Consider the following 20723-nt stretch of genomic DNA (forward strand, 5'->3'; position numbering starts at 1 on the left):
GCAGCGTCTACGGCGTGTCTACAGCGAGTTATCACGGTCGTGTAACGACGCGCAATCGACCCGTTGCGTTCGGCTATTGGCCGCCACCAGCCTCGCCGCCGCCACCCGGTCCGCTGGGTGGTCGAGCAGGTCGCAGGTCCGGTCCGTCCCGTGTCTTCCCGGTGAGGTGTGCTGTGACATCACGAACGCTGCAAGCGGCCGTGAGCCGTCGGCGGAGGCCGACGCCGAGGCGTGCGCTCAGGCGCTCCCTGACGGTCGGGGCGGTGACGACGGCGGTGGTCGCCGGGTCGGCGACCGGCGTGCTGGCCGCCCCCTACAGCGCACCGACAGCGGAGGTGGCCAACAGCTGGTCGCTCGCGCCGGTGCTTGTCGGTGAGGCGACCGCACCGGGGTCGGGGACTCAGTCGCTGCGCTTCTCGGCCCGCACCAAGGGAGCGACGGGCTGGGACCTGCTGGATGGGGTCAGCGTGTCCGGCACCCGGGGGTACCTGCCTCTGCCGGCCGGCCGACTCGGCATCGGGCAGGCCTTCGAGTACCAGGTCGCGCACTGCGACACCACCGGCTGTACCAGCTCGGCGGTGCAAACCGGGCAGGTGTCGGCGGCGCTGGCCGCCGGCGAGCGGCCGGGAGGAACGCGGCTGCCGTTCACCGTCGGCGACCGGCTCGGGGCCCAGGTCGACGCCGGGTCGGGCAACCTGCTGGTCACCTCGGCGCTGTTCAGCCTGCCGCGGCGCTCGGGTGCGCCGCTGGAAGTGGGGCTGGCCTACAACAGCCGCACCCGCAACGTGGGCGCGCAGTTCCCCGGCTCGGTAGGTGACGCTGCTTCTGGCTGGCGGCTGTCGACTGGGGCGGACGTGCGGCTGCGCTTCCCGGGTGACGGCTCGGTCGTCTACCACGGCCCCAACGGGCTGACCGGCACCTTCACACCAGAATCCAGCGGCTTCGCCGCGCCGGCCGGCTTCAAGAGCACCCTGGCCGCAGCCTCAGGCGGCGGCTGGACGCTGACCGATCACGGCAGCGGCGAGGTCCGCCAGTTCACCACCGAGGGCCAGCTAACGAAGCTGACCGACCGCAACGGCAACGCCTCCACATTCGGCTACGACGCCGACGGCTCGCTGAACCAGATCCGCGCTGACCAGGGCAGCGCCGGGGCCAGCACACTGACGGTGGCCACCGAGGGCGAGGGCCGCGGCCGGATCACCACCATCACCCAGACCGCCGGCGGGGCGAGCCGGTCGGTGAACCTGTCCTACGACCCGGCCACCGGCTACCTCTCCAGTCTGACCGACCAGGAGGGCCGCACCACCGAGTTCACGCACGGGGCCAACGGCAACCTCAACCGGATTACCGCCCCTGGCGACGCGCAGACGTCGTTCACCTACGACGATCACGGTCGGGTGCAGACGGTCACCCAGCCGACCGGACAGGCCGGTGTCCAGGCGGTCACCCGGTTCAGCTACCCGGACGGGCAGACGCTGGTCGCCGACCCGAACAGCGACCAGGATCAGCCAGTGGGCACCGCCGCGCACACCACCTACCAGCTCACCGACGACGGCTGGCTGCTGGTGGAGCGGGCCACCGACCCGGCCGGCCACGAACGCTCGGTGACCTACACCCCGCAGTTCGACGTCGCCACGGCCACCGACCCGGCCGGCACCAGCTCCTTCGGCTACGACCCGGCGGTCAACGGCGGTGAGTCGCTGACCTCCACCCGCAGCACCACCGGCGCCGGAACGGCGTTCGCCTACGCCAACACCGCCGCGGCCACCCGCTACCAGCCCACCTCCGGCACCGACGCACAGGGCCGCACCTCGACCTACACCTACAACGGGGCGGGCAACCGGCTGTCGGCCATCGACGCCGGCAGCGCCCAGGCCGCCGTCACCTACAACGCCGACGGCACGGTGGCTACCTCCACCAGCCCCTCGGGCGCGGTGACCTCCTACGGCTACGACAGCGTGGGGCAGCTGACCTCCATCACCCCGCCGGCCGGCACCACCCTCGGTCAGCGCACCTACAGCTACGACAACTACGGGCGGGTGGCCACCTCCACCACCGGCCGCGGGGTCACCGAGACTTACACCTACGACGACCTCGACCGGGTCCTCGAGGTCGACTACTCCGACACCACCCCAACCGTCGCCTACGCCTACGACGACGCCGGAACCATCGACACACGCAGCGACGCCTCCGGGACCACCGACTACGGCTACGACCCGCTGGGCCGGCTGACCTCCCGCAGCCACACCGCCAACGCCAGCGGTCCGGTGTCCTACAGCTACGACAAGGCCGGCAACCTCGCGACCGCGACCAACGCCGCCGGCACCACCCGCTACAGCTACGACAGCCGCAACCTGGTCATCCGCGCGGTCACCCCCTCCGGGCGGGCGATCGAGTTCACCCACGACCCCTCGGGCCGGCGCACCGACACCGTCTTCCACCCCACCGCTGGCTTCTCCTACGACGGGTACAGCACCCCGACGAGCTTCGCTGCGCACACCCACACCGACTACGACGCCGCCGGCCGCATCACCCAGACCTGGACCGCCCAGGCCGGCAACGACACCGACCGGGTCACCGACCTGTCTTACACCTACGCCTCTCCCGGCCCCGCCGCCTGCCCGAACGCCCCCGCCACCGGCACCGACACCGGCCTGCGCTGGACCCAGACCGACCACCGCACCGGCAAGGTCACCAGCTACTGCTACGACCGGGCCAACCGGCTGATCTCGGCCACCACCTCCGGCGCCGATTCCTGGACCTACACCTACGACGGCAACGGCAACCGCACCCAGACGACCAAGAATGGCGCGGTCGTCCAGTCCCTGGACGTCAACCCCGGCGACCAAATAACCGGCAACGGCTACTCCTTCGACGCCTCGGGCAACACCACCGCCGCCCCCAGCGTCGGCAGCTCGGTTGGCTACAACGGCGCCGAGCAGATGACTACCCGCACCGCCGCCAGCGACGGCTACAGCAGCGGCGGCAGCGCTACCTACACCTACGCCGGCACCGACCAGACCGAGCTCATCGCCCAGTCCGGTGGGTTCGACTACACCTACGGCCGCACGAACACCGCCGGCCTGCCGATCCTGGAGTCCTACACCAGCAGCGGGGTCACCTACTCCTACACCTACGACCCCCAGGGCACCCCGCTGGCACTGGAGGGCGCCAACAGCCACTACCTCGCCCTCGACGGGTTGGGCTCCCCGGTCGCACTGGTCAACCACAGCGGCACCCAGACCGCCGCCTACGCCTACACCCCCTACGGCCAGAGCACCGCCACCCCGCTGGGCGGCAGCGGCGTCACCAACGTCCAGATCTACGGCTACGCCGGCGGCCTCACCGATCGCCGCAGCAGCCTGGTCCACTTCGGTCAACGCTGGTACGACCCGGCTTCGGGACGCTGGACCCAGGAGGACAGCCTCGAGACCCTTGCCGACCCGTCGCGGGCCAACCGCTATGAATACGCCGATGGCAACCCCACGAACTACGTCGATCCCACGGGGCAGATATCGCTAGGCTGCGCTTTGGCTATCGCGGCCTTTGCCGCGGAGAATCTCATTCCTCTGGGCAAGCTCTACCGCTTGGCGCAAATTCAGGGCGGAATTAGGAAGTTCCTTCGAGCGCTTGGAAATAACGAGATCGACGCGACCGACTTCGCAGAGGCGGGATTTGATCTGATCAAGACGCTGACGGGAATCCAGAATCTGCAGGCCAACTGCTAAGCTGCGGGAGAGACGATGAACAACTCAGCTTCTGATGCAGACAGCTGGATCGCCGAGGTTGACAGTGAGACAATGTATGCCGTCTTCCTCGTCGGGCCGGTGGCGGCCCTGCCAGAGCTACTCGTGGTAGCTGTCCGATCACTACGGGGGAAGCGAGGCGTACAAATAGGACCGTCCCTAGGAGCTGTCCTTGTCGCTCTTCTCACGCGCTCATTATTGTACCGCGACAGGCGCATGGGGCGGGCCCACACGGGGCGCATTCGGCAAGGCATGCTGTGCGCAGAGTTCGTGGTCCCTCTGGTCTGCTCGCTGAGCCAAAGGACCGTCGTGGGTACTCGCCATTCGCCCCTTTGGGCGCTTGTCACCTCGACCGTCTTGCGGTCCTCGCTGGCGCTGTCGATGGCGACGCATCGTCGGAATCAGGTGGTCGACTGAAAGAGCAAATCGCAAGCGAAATGAGCCGCCCGCTACTCGCAAGGTCTTTCGGCCCCGCTTAGGCCTTGTCTGATCCGCCACAAGACTTAGAAGCGGTCCAGGATACTGTGAGGCATCCTGGACCGCTTCCAAGTCTCGGACCCAAGCTGACATGACGACGCCACATACGACGACTGAGCGCTGCCAAGCCGTCACGCGCGGAGGTGCGGGCCTTGCTCGTATGAAGTTATCCGGGGCTTCCCAAATCCCGCACCGTCGCGCGACTCACCGTTCGATGCCAAATCCGTGCCGACTCGATATAGCCAACCCCGACTCTAACGATCCATTCCCCCACGCCGCAGGCTGCGATCAGGCTCTCGTCGACCGGCAGGAACTGTCCAGTCAACAGGCCGGCTGCGCGAGCGATAGCCGCAGCGGCTGCTCTGCGCGGATCCTGGACCCCAGTTCCAGTCAGGGACACCAGCACCGTCTCAACAGATTTGCGGGAGTAATCGTCCGAGGTAGCGCGGTAACGACGACGTAAGACCGGCCACCGGCCAGCAGCGGTTCTCCAGTGCCCTAGCTCCAGAAGCTGTTCGCACATCTGCGATAATCCGACCTTGCTAGATTTTATGTGGTCGGTAAGGGATCGGTCAGGGCGCTTCAGGATTTCAAGTGCCAACTCCTGATGCGGTTTTGGCCCTTGAATTGGATCGGTCAGTATTATGTGCCGCTCCTGCTCGATTAGCTGACCTGTCAGCGACAGGTCAGCCAGGAGTCCACTTCGGATGGCGTAATCCGCCCAGAGGGATTGAGTAGGCTTACCGTTCGACTCAAGGCATAGCAATGCCAGCGTGATGGCAACACTCTCCATAGATGTCTCGCAATCTCAACGCCTGGTGGCTGTGGCTATGACCAACCGTTGTCGATGTCAAACACGGCGGCCCCCACCACCGCCGTGAGCTGGGTGCCGGTCGATCGTCGCCGTCCGTCTGCCGACCTCTCCACACCTCGCGATATACAACACAAAGGACGTTGTGTTGTACCCGTGGCGATCGACAGTGAGCACGTCCCGTGGGCCATCGGCGAGCTTCGGGCGATCCTGGCGATGACACAGGAGGACTTGAACTACAGCTTCTACGACGAATCCGCCCGGACAAACCGAGCGCCAATGACATTCACACTGAGGGCGTAGAAGAGGCCATCAAGGCGGCCGCGCCGGTAGTCGAGATGATTCTCGCCCGTGTCATACCCGATTGGCAGACCGCAGTCCCCAAGGATTCCTATAACCGCTGGAGCCAGCGCCGGGAGGCTGCCCAACGTGCCGTGACCCTGCTACAACGCCAGGCGGAGCTCCGCGAGAAGCTCGGTGACAACGCCCCTACGCTCGACGCCAGCCGCCTGCACCCCTGGGCGTGGGACGGCGCCCGGTCGCTGTGGCAACGCCACCACTACCGCGAGGCGGTCGAGGCTGCGCTGAAGACGGTGAACGCCGAGGCGTAGAACAAGACCGGCCGGTACGACATCACCGAGACCAACCTGTTCAAGCAGCTGTTCTCCCTGGACGAGACCAAGCCCGGCATGCCGCGGCTGCGGCTGCGGGACGACGACGGCAGCAAGACCTCTGGGAACGCGCACCGTGACGCGTGGTCGCTGGCCGAGGGCCTGTTCGCCGGCATCCGCAACGTCGTCTCCCACACCGTGGCCGAGAACCAGGCCGACGAGCAGCGCGCCCTCGAGCAGCTGGCCGCCGTCAACGTGCTGGCCCGCTGGGTCGACGACGCCCGCGTGGTGTCCGCGCCGTGAGCCACCAGCTGCCCGTCCCCGCCGGGCGGCATGCGGCGCCGCTCGTGCAGCCGGTCGCGACTCCTGCCGCTGTCGAGCCAGCCCACCCCTTCCCCATCCAGGCGCAGCGGTGACGCTGCGCAGGCGGCGCGAGGGAGCGCGCCTGTCGGCGCACACTGTCGCCCGCTGGGCAGGTCTGCGCCGACAGACGGTCAGCGACCTGGAGAACGGCCAGACTGCAGCTCGATCAGCAGCTGGCTGCTCGGGCTGTAGGTGTGGAACTTCGCGGCGGCATCGAGCATCGCCCGCCACTGCGGATCGGCGGTCAACTGCTCGACGCGCTCGCCGATCTGCTCGTGCAGGGCGGCGATCCTCGCCGCTCGCGCGCCGTCGGCCGCCTCCCGCTGCGCCGGGCTCAGCTGCGGTCGCCGGCTTCCCTGCCGATCCGACTGCTGCCCTTGGCTGTGGTGCTGGTCATCTGGACCCTCCCGGAACTGGGGCCGACACCGGTACGGGAGGAACTGCGGAACCGGTGTCCTGCCACCCACTCCCCCGGCCCGTCCGGCAAGAGCTCTGCTCAGGGGCCGGGAACGACGGCGGGGGACGACCGGACCAAGACTGCTTCCGCAGCGAAGCGCCCGAAGGGCGGAAGGATCTTGGTCCGGTCGGGAGGAGACGGCGCGGGAGGCCCCTACGCCGAGCTGCCGGACGGGCCGGGGGACCAGCAAGGACAGCCCGCCGCAGGCGGACCGTGACAACGGCGCAGCCGGCGCTACGCGCAGCGTGGCCCGAAGGGTGCTCCTGCCGCGCCCCGATGCCAACGATGTGCACGGGCCGACTGGAGGACGGCAGGAGGACAACGGGAGGGACCCCAGGTCGGCCGCGGACCTTCAGCGGTTCTCGAGTCCCCATGGGCGCACGGGTCCCCCGGCACTCGGCGGCGGACCGGAGAACGTGCCACCCGAGCGCGAGCGGCACGAGGCCGGAGAGCGACGACGCCACGAAGGACGACCGGGCACCGGCGGGAGACGACCCGCACGCGGTTCCGGCAGACCACTGCCCTGATCGGGACGGAGGTGGACTCGGCCGCAGGACCGGGGGCTTGCCATCGGCTGTCCTGGGCGCCCGATCCACCGGCATCGACGGCTGCCGGGCCTCCGTCGCTGCCAGGTGACGAAACAGCGCCAGCCGCAACAGGGGAACAACCGGAGACCGGTCGAGAAAGCTGGCTGTGAGGTGTCACCACCGAGCCCGAAATGGCGCCTTCTGTGGTGACGGCACCCCCACCACCGACGACCTCCGGAGCCAGCCATGCCCGACCTCACCGCGGACCACGAGCCCGAACTGCTCACCATCACCGAGGCCGCGGACGTGCTCCGCACCCCCGTCGCCACCCTCCGGTACTGGCGACAGCTCGGCACCGGCCCGAACAGCTTCCGACTCGGCCGGCGCGTTCTCTACCGGCGCGCGGACCTGCGCGCCTGGATCGACGCACAAGCAGACCCGTCCCTGCCCCGATAGACCGCCGATGGCCCCTTCACCTGGCGGGACGCGGCTGCACCGGGGCACGGGGCCGCTTCGGACTCCCGGGTACACGGTGCGGTCCGTGGCCAGCCCCGGCTGTGGACAACGTCGGCCGTCCACAGCGGCCGACCAGGACAGCCTGCGGCTGGGCCGGAACCACGACGCTGCATACGGGCGGGAGGAGGAGCGATGGGATGGATGGGCCCGGTCGTGGACGGCCAGGAGCACGAGGGCTGGGTGGTGCCGCTGTTCACCGACGGCGCGCAAGGGCCCGGCACCAGCAGCGCCCGCGGTCTGCCGATAGCACGCCGGCCCAATGACGGGCCGGGCGACGGCGACCGGGTGCGGCTGACCTATGGCGACGGCTTCACCGCCGAGGGTCGCTGGTCCGACGGCACGCTCCTCCGCGGCGACGGGATCGTGCGCGCCGACGCCGGCGGCCCGGTGCACTGCGAGGTGATCGAGCAGGCCGAGGAGTGGCGTCCGGGCGCGGAGGTCGTCGGCCGGGCCGCCGGCCGCACCTGCGGCTGGCGCGGCACCCCCCTGGGCCCGCGTGCCTGCATGGGAGCTGGCCGACCCGGCGGTGCGGCGGCTGGCCGTAGCGGGCCCGTGGGCCAATCTGGAGGCCGCCGACGAGCACCGGGCGATAGCCGAATGGCACCGCACATCGCCGGATGGCAAGCCCTCGAAGATGTCGAGGCGGCCGCCGCCCGGCAGGCCGCCGCCGCCCGCGCGCTGAACCTGGCGTGCGCGCTCTCGCCGCTGGAGTCTCGTGGGCCGACATCGGCCGGGCCGCCGGCATGACCGGCCGGTCGGCCACCCAGCGGTGGTCCGCCCGTGACTGAGCAGCTGACCGGCCACCCCGGCCCGGCCGAGGAGACGCGGCCGGGGCAGCGCACCGAGTTCGTCGTCGACCTCGACGGCGAGCCGCTGGCGCCGCTGCGCGCCCTGGAGGAAGTACTGCTGCGCCTGGGCACATGGGAGGACAACGACCGGCAGCATTCGAGCGTCGACACCGAGCCGCTGCGGTCGCCGGCACCTCCGGTCTCGGAATGCTGACGTCCTCGGCGACCTGAGCAACCGCCGCCTCGCTCTTGCGGACCACCTCAATCACGTCACAACGAAACTTCGTACTAGCAAAGCTGCAGCCTCACAGAACCCATGGCCCTGCGGGCCGCCTCGAACGGCACACACCCAGGAAACGACAAGTCCGTACGGAGGCGAAACCTACCAACGTTGACCAACGTGGTGCGGGGAGCTGCCTTGCGCATACAGCGCCTGGCAACCTCAATCATCCTCCCCGGGAGGGCTTTCCCCGAGCGGGCAGGTTCACTTGGCGGGTCCTACGGGAACATGGACCCGGACAGACTGCTGTCCTGCAGTCTTCCCAGTCGGGCTCCGCGCACAGGGCGCCACCGGGTGCTCGTCCTGCTGTGCATGGCGCCTGTCGAGGTCCGCAGGAGGAGTAGTGCCGACCAGCAGTGGCGTGCCGCTCTGGGTCCCGCTTCTTGTGGGTTTCCTGGGTCTACTCGGAGTGCTCTACACGCAGTGGCGTTCCGATATCCGCGAGCAGCGCACCCGAGACGAGGCACGCCAGCGCGAGCAGGAGCAGTGGGATCGACAGGAGCGGCAGCAGCGTGATCAGTGGGCCAGGGAGGACGCGGCCCGCAGCTACGAGCAGCGTCGGGACGCATATCTCAGGTTCGTCACGCTATTCGATCAGGTGTGGGAACTGGTGGCCGGCCGGTACTACTTGCCTGGGCACTGGCCGCAACCGGTCCCGGAAGGCGACCAGACCTACGTGGAGCTCACTGAGGAGCTCCGGACCCTGCGGCTCTTCGCATCCACGGCGGTTACTCGGATTGCTGACAACGCGGTGAGGACCCTGCAGAGGTTTGATCGGCTGCCGCCCCACCAAGGCGAGCACTACGAGGACGCGGAGGATCTCAACGCAGTTCTCATGCAGAAGTACGGCCTGCTTCAGGAGACGATGCGCAGGGACCTTGGAGTGCCTGATGAACCTGCACTAGGCGCCGCCGAATAGGTCGATCGCCGCTTGCAGCGCTAAGAACCCTGATGTGGCTCGAGCTCATGGCGGACTACGACAGCGCCTGCCGTGAGGGAGTCCTGCACGCATCCCTCGGTCGCGCACCAATCTGCAGCTCTAGGTCGCCGACGTCACGACGGAGTCGCCGTGCCCGCAAGGATCTCCTGCGAAATGCCGGCACACTGACTGCCGGACCGCGTGGACGTCGCCGCAGCAGGTTCCCCTTGCGGGACAGGGTCGCGGTTAGTCGAGAATCATCCGGAAAGCGAGTTGCCCATAGCGGCTCAATCAGGGACAGCTAGCTGCCGCGCTTGCCCGCCGCCGGCGAGTCACCGCTGAGCGGGACGACCCCGCGCGCAACCAGATGGATGAGGAAGGGCGAAAAGGCGAGGACGCCTCGGCTCCAACCGATCCCTTGATCGGAGAAGCTGCGGTCGATTCCCCCGCGCAAGGCATCAATATCGCCGAAGACGGCGCTGACGTCCTTGAGACAAACCGCGCCACTGGGCACCACGTCACCGTAACGTCGAACTAGATGACTCCGGAGGAGCCCCGAGCACTGCCGTCTCGGCCAGAGAAAAGCCCGACAGGGTGTCGGTGCCGCGTGAAACGAGCCAGGACGAGCCGCCGGGAGGTTATGCCGAGGACGGTGGGTAACGCCCGAGCAAGTCCACACCGGAAGCGCATCAACCTCACCAGTCCGTGCACGCCGTTTCCTATCAGCGGGAACGGCATGAGTGGCGCGGGCAGCGCACCGAAGTCCAACCGCCGCACGCGAGGATCCTTACGTGACACCGGCGGTGTGGTTGCGGTGGCCCACTGGGACGTCGCCGTAGCGAGATCCCTGCAGGACGTCGGCGCCGCACTTGCACGACCGCACGGCGGTCGCGGTGGCGGGTTCTCTATCCGGGGCGCTGATCGGAGACACCTGACGGCCTTGCGGTCCGTCAGATCCGCGGATGCACCGCCAACTGTCGACGACCACGTCGCTTCGACGGGTCGCTGCGCCCCGCGGAGTGATGCGCTAAGCGTCGTCACGCGGCGCGACGGCGGCCTAGCGTCTGACGGCGGTTGTCGGCGACGACTTGAACGGCCCGCAGGGCGTTGGTGTTGACCCTGGTGATGTCAGGGCGGCGCGATGCCAGGGTGTTGATGCGCTCGGCCAGCTGAAGCGCTTCAGTGTTCGTGTCGGCCAGGTGATGCCAGCGCCAGGCGTGTCGGGAGATCCGGTCGAGGGTATGGAGGGAGCGGGCTCGGCTGGTCAGGGCGTGCCCTCTTGCGTCGCTGAGTAGGGATGCCGGGCCCTCGGGGCAGCACCGGTGGTCCATGCAGAGCAGCTGCGCCGAAAGCCGGGTGCCCAGCAGGGTTTGCAGCGTGCTCTTGGGGATGCTGCGGCCGAGCGCGGGGATGTAGACCGGGCGTGCTCCGAAGCGGGCGCCATCGACCGGTGGGCGGCGGTGGGCGGCTGCGGCGGTGCGCAGGTCGCAGCGCTCCCGCCAGCCGATGCCGGTCTCGTACCCGGCGGCTCCGGCGGCGACCGCGGCCTCACCGAGCAGACCCTGCTGCCAGGCCAGTACGGGCGCCTGGCCGCGCAGACGCCGGACGGTCGCGACCAGGCCGACCAGGCGGTCGTCGGGCCGGGCACCCTGGTCGACCCTGGAAGCCGCGAGAGCGATCTCGTCGGCACCCAGATCGTCGAGGACGGCAGCCAGCCGGTCGATCCCGCCGGGCCATCGCGTACGGTCCAGCAGCCGCCATCCGACCGCGGTGACGGCGACCACGGGCAGGACGAGGTGGTGCCGGTCGAGGTAGCGGCGGGTGCGCCGCCACAGGGCGGTCTGCACCTCGATCCACCCGTCGTCGTCTCGCTCGATGTGGACATAGGGCGGCAGCAGCGCGCTGGCGCCATGCTCAAGCTGGTACTCCAGGCAGCCGGCCACCAATTCGTCTTGCCGCGCCGGCGAAGTCAGGTCGGCCGGAGTGTGTGCGGAGGCGCTGGCGTAGGGCAGCCGCGCCCAGGGGTCCCCGACGTGCTGGACGTCCTGCAGGTAGTGGGTCTGTGGGTCGATGAGCAGCGGCACGCCCGCGTGCCGGGTCAGCTCCACGTAGCGCGGCTGGGCGGCAGCCACCGGAGCGTCGAGCACCACTCGGTCCGGCGCGACCGCTGCACCTTCGCGGGCAGCAGGCCCCATCAGGCGCTCGAGCAGCGCCACATCCCCTGCGCCGAACCGCGCCAAGAGGTCAGCCATCACAATCCTCCGTCTCTCCCCGCATCGAAACGGTAACACGACGCGAAGTTGGGTACGCAACTGTGCCTGCAGTTCGCGGCGCTGTAGCGTGTGCAATGTTCACAACGGAGGGGAGACATGCATGAGCAGGGCGACCCGTACCGATCGGGGCCTGAGAGGAGGAACTGCCGCTGAAGGAACCGGTCGGGCTGGCAACTCACTGACCTATCCGCGCATCGTGGAGGTCGTCACCGGCTCGGGCATCACCCAGGCCGAGCTGGGAGAGGCCGTCGGTGCCAGCGTGCGCACGGTACAGAACTGGGCGAAGGGTGAGGCCACGCCGAAGGGGGCGAAGGTCACCCGGCTGCTGGATCTCGGCTATCTCATCGAGCAGCTGAAGTCTGCCTACACCGAGGAGGGGATCGGTATCTGGTTGCACTCACGCAACCGCAACCTCGACAAGCAACGCCCCATCGACCTGATCGTGGCAGGTCACCTCGACGAGGTCCTGGAAGAGGCCGAACGCATCTCGGGAGCGATGTAGCCGATGGCGTCCATGGCCGCTCAAGTCGCCGCAGCACCCCTGACCTCGGTGTCCGGCACCTGGCAGCGCCACGTCTCCGCACGCTTCTCCGAGCAGGCATTGGAGGGGCGGCGCGGTCACGGCAGGTGGGGGACCAGTCACGGCTTTGCCGTGCTCTATCTGGGGCGGCCCACCGACTCGGTGATCATCGAGGCTTACCGGCACCTGGTCGATCCCGTCCTCGACGAGCTGCCGACCACGGCGCTGGCGCCCCGGGTGCTGGTGACCGCGTCAGTGTCGGTCACCGACATCGTCGACCTGCGTACGGCAGTCGGCCGGATGCACACCGGCTTGACCATGCCCGACCTGACGTCGGCGACCCACGACCGGGAGGCCTACGCCCGCTGCCAGGAGGTCGCCCAGGTGGCTCATCAGCTGGGACGCCATGGCATCCTAGCGCCCTCGGCGACCCAGGCCGGTGAAACCCTGGTGCTGTTCATGGACCGGCTTCCCGACCACGAACGGCCCGTCCGCAGCACCGACGACCAGCTGTGGACCCAGCTGCCCGCCGATCCCCGGCGGCCGCAGGCACCTCGCCTGCGGGTTGTCCGCGATGAGATCTAGCCAGGTCAGGACGGAACGACCACGGCGGGTGGCGGCTCGGTGCCGCAGCGCGGGGCCGCCGCCCGTCGAACGAGTGACAGCTGCCCGCCCGACGAATTCAGCCTGACCGATGTCCTCTAACCCCACCCCCACGCGCGAGATCCCGCGCCATGGCCCTCCGCCGGCAACTGATCAGCCAATCCACGACGCCCTGCATGCAGCCGTCGGCGCCGGCATGCCCAGACGGTCCCTGGAGCTGTACGCGCGTTGGTGGCAGCTGGAGACCTGGCTGCGCGACTTGGCCTATGTCGAACTGCGCGCCCTACGCGGCGTCTCCTGGATCGACGCACTGAAGACCGCCACCGGGCGACAAGCCCAAGACGCCGCCTTCACTCACATGAGCAGCGCCGACACCGACAATCCCCTCGCCTACCTGGACTACCGCCAGCTCGTGTCCTTAATCGACGATCACTGGGACCAGTGCGGATACGCGCTCATCGAGCGACAGGCCTGGGCAGGGCGGCAGATTGAGCTGGCCCGCATCCGTCACCGAATCGGTCACGTCCGGTCTGCCCATCGCGACGACCTGGGCCGGCTGGAGCAGACCCTGCGCGACCTCGAGCGCGGCAGATTCATCAGCTACGCCTCCTACAACCGACGGCAGGTCCCCGACCCATCGGAGCATGCCGACCCAGTCACCACCGGATGGGTCCGACGCCGACATCCCACCGCGCAGCGGCTCATCGCTCACGCCCAGCGCCAATACGAGACCCGCCTACGCATCGGGATTAGCAAGCGCCCCTGCGCCAGGTGGCCCCAGGACCTGGCCGACGCCCCTGGCCTGCTGTGGCACGCCGACTTCTACATGCGTGAACGCACCATCGACCTGCGCCGCCTGTGGCACGACAGCGCGGTGGCCGACATCCAGCCACTGCTGGTCCACCTGCTCGCCGACAACCCATGGCACGTCGGCTTCACCTTCACCGCAGTTGACGATGCGCAGGCGGTGTCCGACGCCGTCGGCGCAGCCTTCGACGCGGTGCTGCTCTGCTCAGGTGTCGGCCTCCGTGACGACGACCAGTGGACTCGTTGGCGTCACCGCGCGTCCGACCTGGACTACCGTGTGGCCGCCGCCGGCCCATGGACGACCATCGACGAGAACACAGTGCCGGTCAGCCTTTTTGGCGCGGGAGGGGAAGTCGAATCAACGCCCCCCTGGTGAGCCGACCGTCGAGACCTTCCGACATGCCGCTACTACCGTCCCAGATGCCCTCACGGATTCGGACTCACCACCCCGCACGGCCAGCACCGCTGCTACGCGGCCGAGAGCTGTCCTGTACCGCTACTGGACCCGCACCGGCCCCGGCTGCGGCCCGTGACGCTGCGGACCTCGATGGGGGAGGACTGCCTGCCGTCGTCGCACACAGCAGGCTGCCCATGATCCCGAGTGCAGTTGCAGCCTGAGTACTTCGACCGTCCGACCGGTACACACCCGGTACACAACAGGTCCGTACGGAGGCGACACCTACCAACGCTGACCATCGTGCTACTAACAGGCTGACCTGCGTATTCAGCGCCTGCCAAAATCAATCGCGCTGACTGGGAGGGCCCTCCGGAGGCGGGTGCGCAGGTTCGAATCCTGCCGGGGGCACAACCTGAGAGTGCTGGTCAGCGCGGCAACGAGCCCCGCGGGCCAGCACTCTCTGCATACAGGGAGAGGGCCTCGGGCAACACCCGGGCACAGCAGCGGCGCGCGCGACCGCCATGCGCTCGGCCGCCTCGTCCAGCCGGTGGCGCCGCCTCCCCTTCACGGGGAGAGCCTCAGCTGGGAGCCGGGAGTCTGCCGGCGGTCGGCCGCAGCCGTGCAGCCACCTGACCGGGCCCGTCGAGCTGCCGGAGCGTTGAGCGAACGCGTCAGCGCGCGTCGAGGACCTGGCGCAGCCGTGCGGCGAACGCCTCCGGCCGGCCGTGCTGGCCGAACTCGCCGCCGAGGAACCCACCGTGGTCGCTCGGGAAGACGGTGATCTCCTGGCCCAGCTCCTGGGCGGTCGCGACCGCGGTGCGCCAGGTCAGGGTGTCCTGCGACTCGATGCCGGCAGCAACGACGATCCGGCTCGGTGCCGCCCTCAGGGCTGGGACGTCGGGCCGGAAGGCGGTGATCGCGTCGGAGTCGTGCGACAGCAGAGGATCGCCGCGCGAACCGTCGTCCTCGGCCGGGAGCCCGAAGGCCGCCGGGTCCGGGGCGGTGGTGACCGAGAAGTCGTCGGTGAACTCGCCCTGCCAGGAGCTGAGCGCGATGAAGGCCGCCATGCCGTGTCCCCAGCCCTTGGCCTCGTAGACCGCCTGCACCGCGCGGGTGGCGGCGATCGCACGCTCGGCGTCAGGGAGGACGGGCAGCAGCGGGGGTTCGTGGGCGACGAGCGTCGTCACGTCGTCCGGATGCGCGGCGACCAGGGCCAGCGCCGTGACCGCTCCCCCGCTGCTGGCGAACATCTCCACCGGCCCCCCGACCGCCTCGATGATGCGGTGGACGTCGTCGGCGTGCTGCTGCGGCGTGTGCGTGGTCCGCCCGTCGGTCCGCGTGCTGCGGCCCAGGCCGCGCGGGTCGTAGGTGACCAGGGTGCGGTCGGTGAAGTGCCCCGCGAGCGTGCCGAAGCCGCTGGCGTCCATCGGTGCCCCGATGAGGAACAGCGGCGGCCGTCCGTCCGCCGTCGGCAGGGGACCGCGGACGTCGTAGGCCAGCGATGCCTCAGGCGTGTCGAGCATGCGGGTGGCGATCACCATGGTCATGGTCGTGCAGACCCCACCGGCCCGCGGAACTCATCGCCGACCGTGCTCCGCGTCCTCCCCGGGACGCGCGCCGCCGGGGTGGCGCCTATTGATATTCGATAGGGATGTACCGATACTCGGTGTATGACTCCTGCCATCCGGTCCGCTGTCGTCGTCCTCGCGGTCCTCGTCGTGGTCGCCCTCGGGATCGCCGGCGTCGTGCTCGGGGAGGCCGACGACTCACCGGGCCTGCAGGGCCTGGGGGTCCTGCTGGCCCTCGGCGCGGTGGTCCTCGGCGTGCGGACCCTCCGCCGGCCCCGGCAGCGCTGACCGCGGCCGGGCGGGATCAGGCCAGGAAGGACTCCCAGCCGGCGGCCGGGGGCGTACCCACCGGCAGGGTCCGGAGCCGGTCGAGGACGGCGGGGTCCTGCACGTCCAGCCACGCCACCAGCTGACGGAAGGACACCAGCTGCACCTCGGGCTGCCCGGCGATGGCCCGCAGGGCGTCCTCCACGGCGTCCATGTAGATCCCGCCGTTCCACTGCTCGAAGTGGTTGCCGACGAACAGCGGTGCCCGGTTGGTGGTGTAGGCCCGTTCGAACCCGGCCAGGTAGGCGTCGCGGGCCTGCGCTCGCCAGGTGCCGTACATCGCCGGATCGCCGGACGTGTCGCCCTGGGTCTGCTTGTACATGAGGTTGTAGTCCATGGCGAGCACGCTGGCGCTGACGCCGGGGTCGGTCGTCGGGAAGGGCACCGACGGCAGCGGGAAGTCCCACAGGCCGAGCTTCTTCGCGGGCCAGACCTGCCGGCCGCCCGGTGAACTGGCGTCGTACCGCCACCCCAGCGCGGCGGCGGCGGGCAGCAGGCCGTCCTGGCCCTCGAGGCACGGGGTGCGGCCCCCGATCAGCTCGACGTCGTAGTCGAAGGGCAGCGGCGGCAGGTCGCTGCGGCCGGTGGTCGTCTTCCAGGTCTGCACGAACCGCGTCGCCTGGGCGATCTCGCTGGTCCAGTCCTCCGGCGACCAGAGCCGGACCCCGTTCTCGCCGCAGAAGTGGCCGTTGAAGTGGGTGCCGATCTCGTGCCCGTCCAGCCAGGCGAGGCGGACCTCCGCCACGGTGTCGAGCACCTCCTGCGTCGACAGGAAGCCGATGTCGGAGGCGCCGACCGGGTGCCGCGGCGGGGCGTACTGCATCCGCTGGTCCTCCGGCAGCGCGTACAGACCGGTGAAGAAGAAGGTCATCGACGCGCCGAGCTCCTGGGCCAGCGTCCGGAACCGGGGGAACTGACCGGTGGACAGGTTCGCCGCGCCGTCCCACGAGAAGACCACGAACTGGGGCGGGCGCTGCCCGGGGAGCAGCCGCTGCGGGACGGGCTGGTGGGGCTGCAGGCCGGTGTCGGCCGTCGAGCCGTCACCGATCAGCCGCACCGCGGGTGCCGGCGGCGGAGGGGGCTCAGGAGGCGGTACGGACGAGGTCGTCGCGGGCGCGGCCGTCACCGCCGCAGCCGTCGTGAACGAACGGTCGGCGACGCCACACCCGGCGGCGGCGAGCACGGAGGCCCCCGCCCAGCCGAGCAGCGCCCGTCGGCTCAGTTCTGACACAGGACATCACCAGCAGCGCCCACGAGGTCCCCCAACACACAGCCCCCGTGCCCGCGCCACCGGCCGTCCCGGCGGCCCGACGGACGGTAGCGGTCACCCCGGGCATACCGGAACCCGTCCGTGCACCCGGGAACGACGACGCGCGGGAGCCCTGGTCAGCGCAGCCGGTGGGGGCGCCAGCCACCGGAGGGGTGCACGGCCGGCGCGAGGCCGGGCTGCGCCCCGTCGCCCGACGCGACGACGTCCTCGGCGCCCACGCCGAGCAGGGTGCGGGTGATCTGCTGGGCGCTGTCGAGCAGGTCGTCGAGGGCGCGGTCGAGGTGCGCGCCGGTGACGGCGACGACCGGGTCCTGCTCGTGCAGTGACTCGAGGACGGCCCGGCGCAGCAGCTCCTTGAGGAACGACGCCGTCACGCCGTCGGTGCGCTCCACGGCCCGCGTCACGTCGTCGTCGGTCAGGCGCAGCGGCACGTCGCGGCCGTAGAGCCGCAACAGCTCGCGGCGGGCCGCGGCGTCGGGCAGGTCGACCTCCACGGCGACGTCGATGCGGCCGGGCCGCGCGGCCAGCGCCGGCTCGAGCAGGTCGGCGCGGTTGGTGGTGAGGACGAAGAGCAGATCGGCGTCGGGCGCCGCGCCGTCCATGGCGTCGAGCAGGTCGAACAGCACCGGGCTGCCGCCGGGGCCGAAGGAGCGGTCGGCGGCGACGAGGTCGACGTCCTCGAGCACCACCACGGCCGGCTGCAGGTCGCGCGCGAGGTCGGCGACGGAGCCGACCAGGCCCAGCGAGCGGCCGGTGAGCAGCAGGCGGGTGTAGTCGCCCATCCGGCCCAGGAGGTAGCGGACGGTGTGCGTCTTGCCGGTCCCCGGCGGCCCGTAGAGCAGCAGCCCGCGCTTGAGGTGCTGCCCGGCGGCGCGCAGGCCCGCCCGGTGCTCGGCCACCCCGAGGGCGTGCCGCTCGACGCGCTCGAGCACGGCCGCGGGCAGCACGACGTCGTCGCGGGCGAGGTCCGGCGGGTCGAGGAAGACCAGCGCGACGCCGCCCATCGGCGTCGGGGTGACCTCGACGAGCCGGCCGCGGTACACGTTGAGCTCCCGCCGCAGCCGGTCGAGCTCGGCCAGGACGGCCTGCGCCCGGTGCACCGGCAGCCCGGCCACCTCCACGCCGAGGGTCTCCCGGTGCTCGCCCGGCCCCTGCACGAGGACCACGTAGCGGCCGTCGTCGTCGGTGACCAGCAGCAGCGCGAGGCGCAGGCAGGCCAGCGTCGACCCCGGGCCGTTGGGCAGGTCGGCCACCGCGGGGGCGCTCAACCGCACCGGGGGCAGCGCCTCGCCGGTCATCAGCTGCTGCAGGTCGATGCCGCCGTAGTGCGGCGGGAGGGCGACGCCGCGGACTTCCACGGTGCGCCCCGGCGCCGCGCTCCACGCGTCGAGGGCGGTCTGCAGGTTGACGTGCTCGAAGGGCGGCAGGTCGCGGCCCACCACCGACTGCTCGCGGCCCTCGGGGCCGAGTACCTCCCGCACCAGCGCGACGACGTCGTTGCGCGCCCCCTGCCCTGGGACGTGCAGCCAGTCGAGCAGGGCGCGCAGCCCCGCCGCGAACTCCCGGACCTCCGGCTCCGCTGCCTCGGCCGCCACGGCACTCCCCCGCTCCCCGTCCGCCCGCACGTGGCGGCGGAGCCTAGCGGCACCGGCTGCACCCACGAACCGGTCCCGGGTGCTCGTGCGGGCCGGTCCCGTGACGGGCGCCTCGGTGGCCGGCGGAGAGCCGAACTAGCGTGCGGGCATGGAGACCACCGGGGTGCAGACCACCCGCGCCGGGGACGTCGAGCTGGCCTACGAGACCTTCGGCTCGGCGGAGGACACGCCGCTGCTGCTGGTCATGGGCCTGGCCACGCAGATGATCGGCTGGCCCGACGAGTTCTGCCGCATGCTGGCCGACCGCGGCCACTTCGTCGTCCGCTTCGACAACCGCGACATCGGCCTGTCCACCCACCTCGACGACGCCGGCGCGCCCGACGTGCTCGCCGTGATGGGCGGCGACCACTCGGGCGTCGCCTACCGCCTGCCCGAGATGGCCGACGACACCGCCGGCCTGCTCGACGCCCTCGGCATCGGGAGCGCCCACGTGGTGGGCGCCTCGATGGGCGGGATGATCGCCCAGCTGCTGGCGATCCGGCACCCGGAGAAGGTGCGCAGCCTGACCTCGATCATGTCGACGACGGGCGACCCGGCGGTCGGCGCGCCCGCGGAGGCGGCGATCGGCGTCCTGCTCGCCCCGCCGGCCACCGACCGCGACTCGGCCGTGCAGCGGGCCATCGACACCTACCGGGTGATCGGCTCCCCCGGCTTCGAGTTCGACGAGGCGAGCCTCCGCGAGCGCGCCGGGCTCTCCTACGACCGCCGGTACAACCCCGCCGGCGTCGCCCGCCAGCTCGCCGCGATCCTGGCCAGCCCCGACCGCACCGCCGACCTGGGGAAGGTGGCCGTCCCGACGCTGGTCGTGCACGGCGAGCAGGACGCGCTGGTGAACGTCTCGGGCGGGCGGGCCACCGCGGCCGCGATCCCGGGCGCCGAACTGCTCGTCGTCGAGGGCATGGGCCACGATCTGCCGCGCGAGGTGTGGCCGCAGCTCGTCGACCGGATCGCCGCGCTGGCCGACCGCGCCGACGGCCGCTGAACGCGCCCGGGCCCCGCGCGGAGTGCGCGGGGCCCGGGCAGCGGTCAGCTGGTGAGCATGCCGCCCTCGACCGGGATCGTCGTCCCGGTGACGTAACCGCCGGCGTCGCTGACCAGGAAGACCAGCGCCGCGGCCAGCTCCATCGGGTCACCGGCCCGGCCGACGAGCACCCGGCCCATCTGCGCGTCGAGGTAGCCCTCGGGGTACTGGTCGGTCATCTCCGAGGCGAAGAAGCCCGGCGCCAGCGCGTTGACGCGGATCCCCTTGCGGCCGGTCCACTGCTGGGCGAGGTCGCGGGTCAGCCCGATCAGGCCGGCCTTGCTCGCGGCGTAGGCGGCCTGCGGCAGCCCGGCGGTGGTCAGCCCCAGCACGCTGGAGATGTTGACGATCGAGCTGCCCGGCTTCATGACCCGCCCGCAGGCCTGGGCCATCCAGTAGCAGCCGTTGAGGTTGACGTCGATGACCGCCCGGAACTCCTCGGGCTTCTCGCGGGTGGCCGGGGCCGCGGTGCCGATGCCGGCGTTGTTCACCAGGACGTCGACCCGGCCGAACTCGGCCATGGCGGCGTCGACCAGCGCCTGGCAGTCCTCGACCTTCGCGACGTCGGTGCGCACCGTGATCGCCCGCCGCCCGGCGGCCTCGACGGCCTCCCTGGTGGCGGCCATCCGGTCCTCGCGCCGGGCGCCCAGCGCCAGGTCGGCGCCGGCCTCGGCCAGCGCCCGGGCGAACACCACGCCCAACCCGGACGAGGCGCCTGTGACGACCGCGACCTTCCCCTCGAGCCGGAACATGTCCAGGATCGTCCTGTCCGCCACCGTGGTCTCCT

19 protein-coding genes and 1 pseudogene are annotated in these 20723 nt (G+C 70.5%); 12 read left to right on the top strand and 8 right to left on the bottom strand.

Annotation, left to right across the window (positions count from 1 at the left end):
• The first annotated feature begins 263 nt into the window (after window positions 1-263).
• Window positions 264-3728 carry an RHS repeat-associated core domain-containing protein gene (locus tag FN207_RS14540; RefSeq protein ID WP_142459202.1) on the top strand — a complete coding sequence of 1155 codons (3465 nt, stop codon included), beginning with the start codon at window positions 264-266 and terminating at the stop codon, window positions 3726-3728.
• A gap of 661 nt (window positions 3729-4389) precedes the next feature.
• Here the strand turns inward: FN207_RS14540 and FN207_RS27525 are convergent.
• Window positions 4390-5016, bottom strand: a complete 627-nt coding sequence (locus FN207_RS27525; protein WP_142459203.1) for a GPP34 family phosphoprotein — start codon at window positions 5014-5016, stop codon at window positions 4390-4392.
• Between the two features lie 452 nt (window positions 5017-5468).
• On the opposite strand from FN207_RS27525, the gene FN207_RS27530 reads away from it, so the two are divergent.
• Complete coding sequence (locus FN207_RS27530; RefSeq protein ID WP_185938346.1) at window positions 5469-5645, top strand: TIGR02391 family protein; 177 nt, start codon at window positions 5469-5471, stop codon at window positions 5643-5645.
• A gap of 15 nt (window positions 5646-5660) precedes the next feature.
• Window positions 5661-5948, top strand: a pseudogene (locus FN207_RS27535) (TIGR02391 family protein); the annotation flags it as partial.
• Window positions 5949-6139: 191 nt separating this feature from the next.
• Here FN207_RS27535 and FN207_RS14560 read toward each other — a convergent pair.
• Window positions 6140-6475, bottom strand: a complete 336-nt coding sequence (locus tag FN207_RS14560; RefSeq protein WP_246066060.1) for a hypothetical protein — start codon at window positions 6473-6475, stop codon at window positions 6140-6142.
• A 763-nt stretch (window positions 6476-7238) separates the two neighbouring features.
• On the opposite strand from FN207_RS14560, the gene FN207_RS14565 reads away from it, so the two are divergent.
• From FN207_RS14565 to FN207_RS14580, 4 genes are all read left to right on the top strand, one after another.
• Window positions 7239-7448 carry a helix-turn-helix transcriptional regulator gene (locus FN207_RS14565; protein ID WP_142459206.1) on the top strand — a complete coding sequence of 70 codons (210 nt, stop codon included), beginning with the start codon at window positions 7239-7241 and terminating at the stop codon, window positions 7446-7448.
• A 192-nt stretch (window positions 7449-7640) separates the two neighbouring features.
• Window positions 7641-8255: a hypothetical protein gene (locus FN207_RS14570; protein ID WP_246066061.1), complete on the top strand. Its 615-nt coding sequence runs from the start codon at window positions 7641-7643 to the stop codon at window positions 8253-8255.
• Window positions 8256-8288: 33 nt separating this feature from the next.
• A complete protein-coding gene (locus FN207_RS14575) occupies window positions 8289-8510 on the top strand; it encodes a hypothetical protein (RefSeq protein ID WP_246066062.1) in 222 nt (73 codons plus the stop codon).
• A gap of 409 nt (window positions 8511-8919) precedes the next feature.
• Entirely contained in the window at window positions 8920-9495 is a 576-nt protein-coding gene (locus tag FN207_RS14580; protein WP_142459207.1) for a hypothetical protein, read from the top strand.
• 301 nt (window positions 9496-9796) lie between these two features.
• Here the strand turns inward: FN207_RS14580 and FN207_RS14585 are convergent, their stop codons facing one another.
• A complete protein-coding gene (locus FN207_RS14585; RefSeq protein ID WP_142459208.1) occupies window positions 9797-10009 on the bottom strand; it encodes a hypothetical protein in 213 nt (70 codons plus the stop codon).
• 523 nt (window positions 10010-10532) lie between these two features.
• The gene (locus FN207_RS14590; RefSeq protein ID WP_142459209.1) at window positions 10533-11747 is read right to left on the bottom strand and encodes a hypothetical protein; all 1215 of its coding nucleotides are present in this window, start codon (window positions 11745-11747) and stop codon (window positions 10533-10535) included.
• Window positions 11748-11868: 121 nt separating this feature from the next.
• On the opposite strand from FN207_RS14590, the gene FN207_RS14595 reads away from it, so the two are divergent.
• From FN207_RS14595 to FN207_RS14605, 3 genes are all read left to right on the top strand, one after another.
• Entirely contained in the window at window positions 11869-12270 is a 402-nt protein-coding gene (locus tag FN207_RS14595) for a helix-turn-helix domain-containing protein (RefSeq protein ID WP_142459210.1), read from the top strand.
• Between the two features lie 3 nt (window positions 12271-12273).
• On the top strand, window positions 12274-12873 hold the full coding sequence (locus tag FN207_RS14600; RefSeq protein WP_142459211.1) for an RES family NAD+ phosphorylase: 600 nt from the start codon (window positions 12274-12276) through the stop codon (window positions 12871-12873).
• A 109-nt stretch (window positions 12874-12982) separates the two neighbouring features.
• Window positions 12983-14074 (top strand): hypothetical protein, encoded by a 1092-nt coding sequence (locus FN207_RS14605; RefSeq protein ID WP_221888205.1) that lies wholly within the window; start codon window positions 12983-12985, stop codon window positions 14072-14074.
• A gap of 692 nt (window positions 14075-14766) precedes the next feature.
• Here FN207_RS14605 and FN207_RS14610 read toward each other — a convergent pair.
• Window positions 14767-15633 carry an alpha/beta fold hydrolase gene (locus FN207_RS14610; RefSeq protein WP_425459851.1) on the bottom strand — a complete coding sequence of 289 codons (867 nt, stop codon included), beginning with the start codon at window positions 15631-15633 and terminating at the stop codon, window positions 14767-14769.
• Between the two features lie 132 nt (window positions 15634-15765).
• Between FN207_RS14610 and FN207_RS14615 the strand changes: the two genes are divergently transcribed.
• Complete coding sequence (locus FN207_RS14615; RefSeq protein WP_142459212.1) at window positions 15766-15951, top strand: hypothetical protein; 186 nt, start codon at window positions 15766-15768, stop codon at window positions 15949-15951.
• 16 nt (window positions 15952-15967) lie between these two features.
• Here FN207_RS14615 and FN207_RS14620 read toward each other — a convergent pair whose 3' ends face one another.
• Together FN207_RS14620 and FN207_RS27315 are read right to left on the bottom strand one after the other, a co-directional pair.
• The gene (locus tag FN207_RS14620; protein WP_142459213.1) at window positions 15968-17221 is read right to left on the bottom strand and encodes a polysaccharide deacetylase family protein; all 1254 of its coding nucleotides are present in this window, start codon (window positions 17219-17221) and stop codon (window positions 15968-15970) included.
• 155 nt (window positions 17222-17376) lie between these two features.
• Complete coding sequence (locus tag FN207_RS27315; protein ID WP_142459214.1) at window positions 17377-18855, bottom strand: AAA family ATPase; 1479 nt, start codon at window positions 18853-18855, stop codon at window positions 17377-17379.
• A gap of 148 nt (window positions 18856-19003) precedes the next feature.
• Here FN207_RS27315 and FN207_RS14630 point away from each other — a divergent pair, with 148 nt between their 5' ends.
• Window positions 19004-19897, top strand: coding sequence for an alpha/beta fold hydrolase (locus tag FN207_RS14630; RefSeq protein ID WP_185938347.1), 894 nt, complete (start codon window positions 19004-19006; stop codon window positions 19895-19897).
• Between the two features lie 44 nt (window positions 19898-19941).
• Here the strand turns inward: FN207_RS14630 and FN207_RS14635 are convergent, their stop codons facing one another.
• Window positions 19942-20712, bottom strand: a complete 771-nt coding sequence (locus FN207_RS14635) for an SDR family NAD(P)-dependent oxidoreductase (protein WP_221888207.1) — start codon at window positions 20710-20712, stop codon at window positions 19942-19944.
• Between the last annotated feature and the right edge of the window lie 11 nt (window positions 20713-20723).

It is taken from the genome of Geodermatophilus aquaeductus, from assembly GCF_900182545.1.
GTDB classification, from domain to species: Bacteria; Actinomycetota; Actinomycetes; order Mycobacteriales; family Geodermatophilaceae; genus Geodermatophilus; species Geodermatophilus aquaeductus.

Excerpts from the sequence above, each read along its gene's own strand:
- FN207_RS27525 (WP_142459203.1), bottom strand. The coding sequence starts at position 5,016 with ATGGAGAGTGTTGCCATCACGCTGGCATTGCTATGCCTTGAGTCGAAC.
- FN207_RS14565 (WP_142459206.1), top strand. The coding sequence starts at position 7,239 with ATGCCCGACCTCACCGCGGACCACGAGCCCGAACTGCTCACCATCACC.
- FN207_RS14570 (WP_246066061.1), top strand. The coding sequence starts at position 7,641 with ATGGGATGGATGGGCCCGGTCGTGGACGGCCAGGAGCACGAGGGCTGG.
- FN207_RS14590 (WP_142459209.1), bottom strand. The coding sequence starts at position 11,747 with ATGGCTGACCTCTTGGCGCGGTTCGGCGCAGGGGATGTGGCGCTGCTC.
- FN207_RS14595 (WP_142459210.1), top strand. The coding sequence starts at position 11,869 with ATGAGCAGGGCGACCCGTACCGATCGGGGCCTGAGAGGAGGAACTGCC.
- FN207_RS14600 (WP_142459211.1), top strand. The coding sequence starts at position 12,274 with ATGGCGTCCATGGCCGCTCAAGTCGCCGCAGCACCCCTGACCTCGGTG.
- FN207_RS14605 (WP_221888205.1), top strand. The coding sequence starts at position 12,983 with ATGTCCTCTAACCCCACCCCCACGCGCGAGATCCCGCGCCATGGCCCT.
- FN207_RS14615 (WP_142459212.1), top strand. The coding sequence starts at position 15,766 with ATGACTCCTGCCATCCGGTCCGCTGTCGTCGTCCTCGCGGTCCTCGTC.
- FN207_RS14630 (WP_185938347.1), top strand. The coding sequence starts at position 19,004 with ATGGAGACCACCGGGGTGCAGACCACCCGCGCCGGGGACGTCGAGCTG.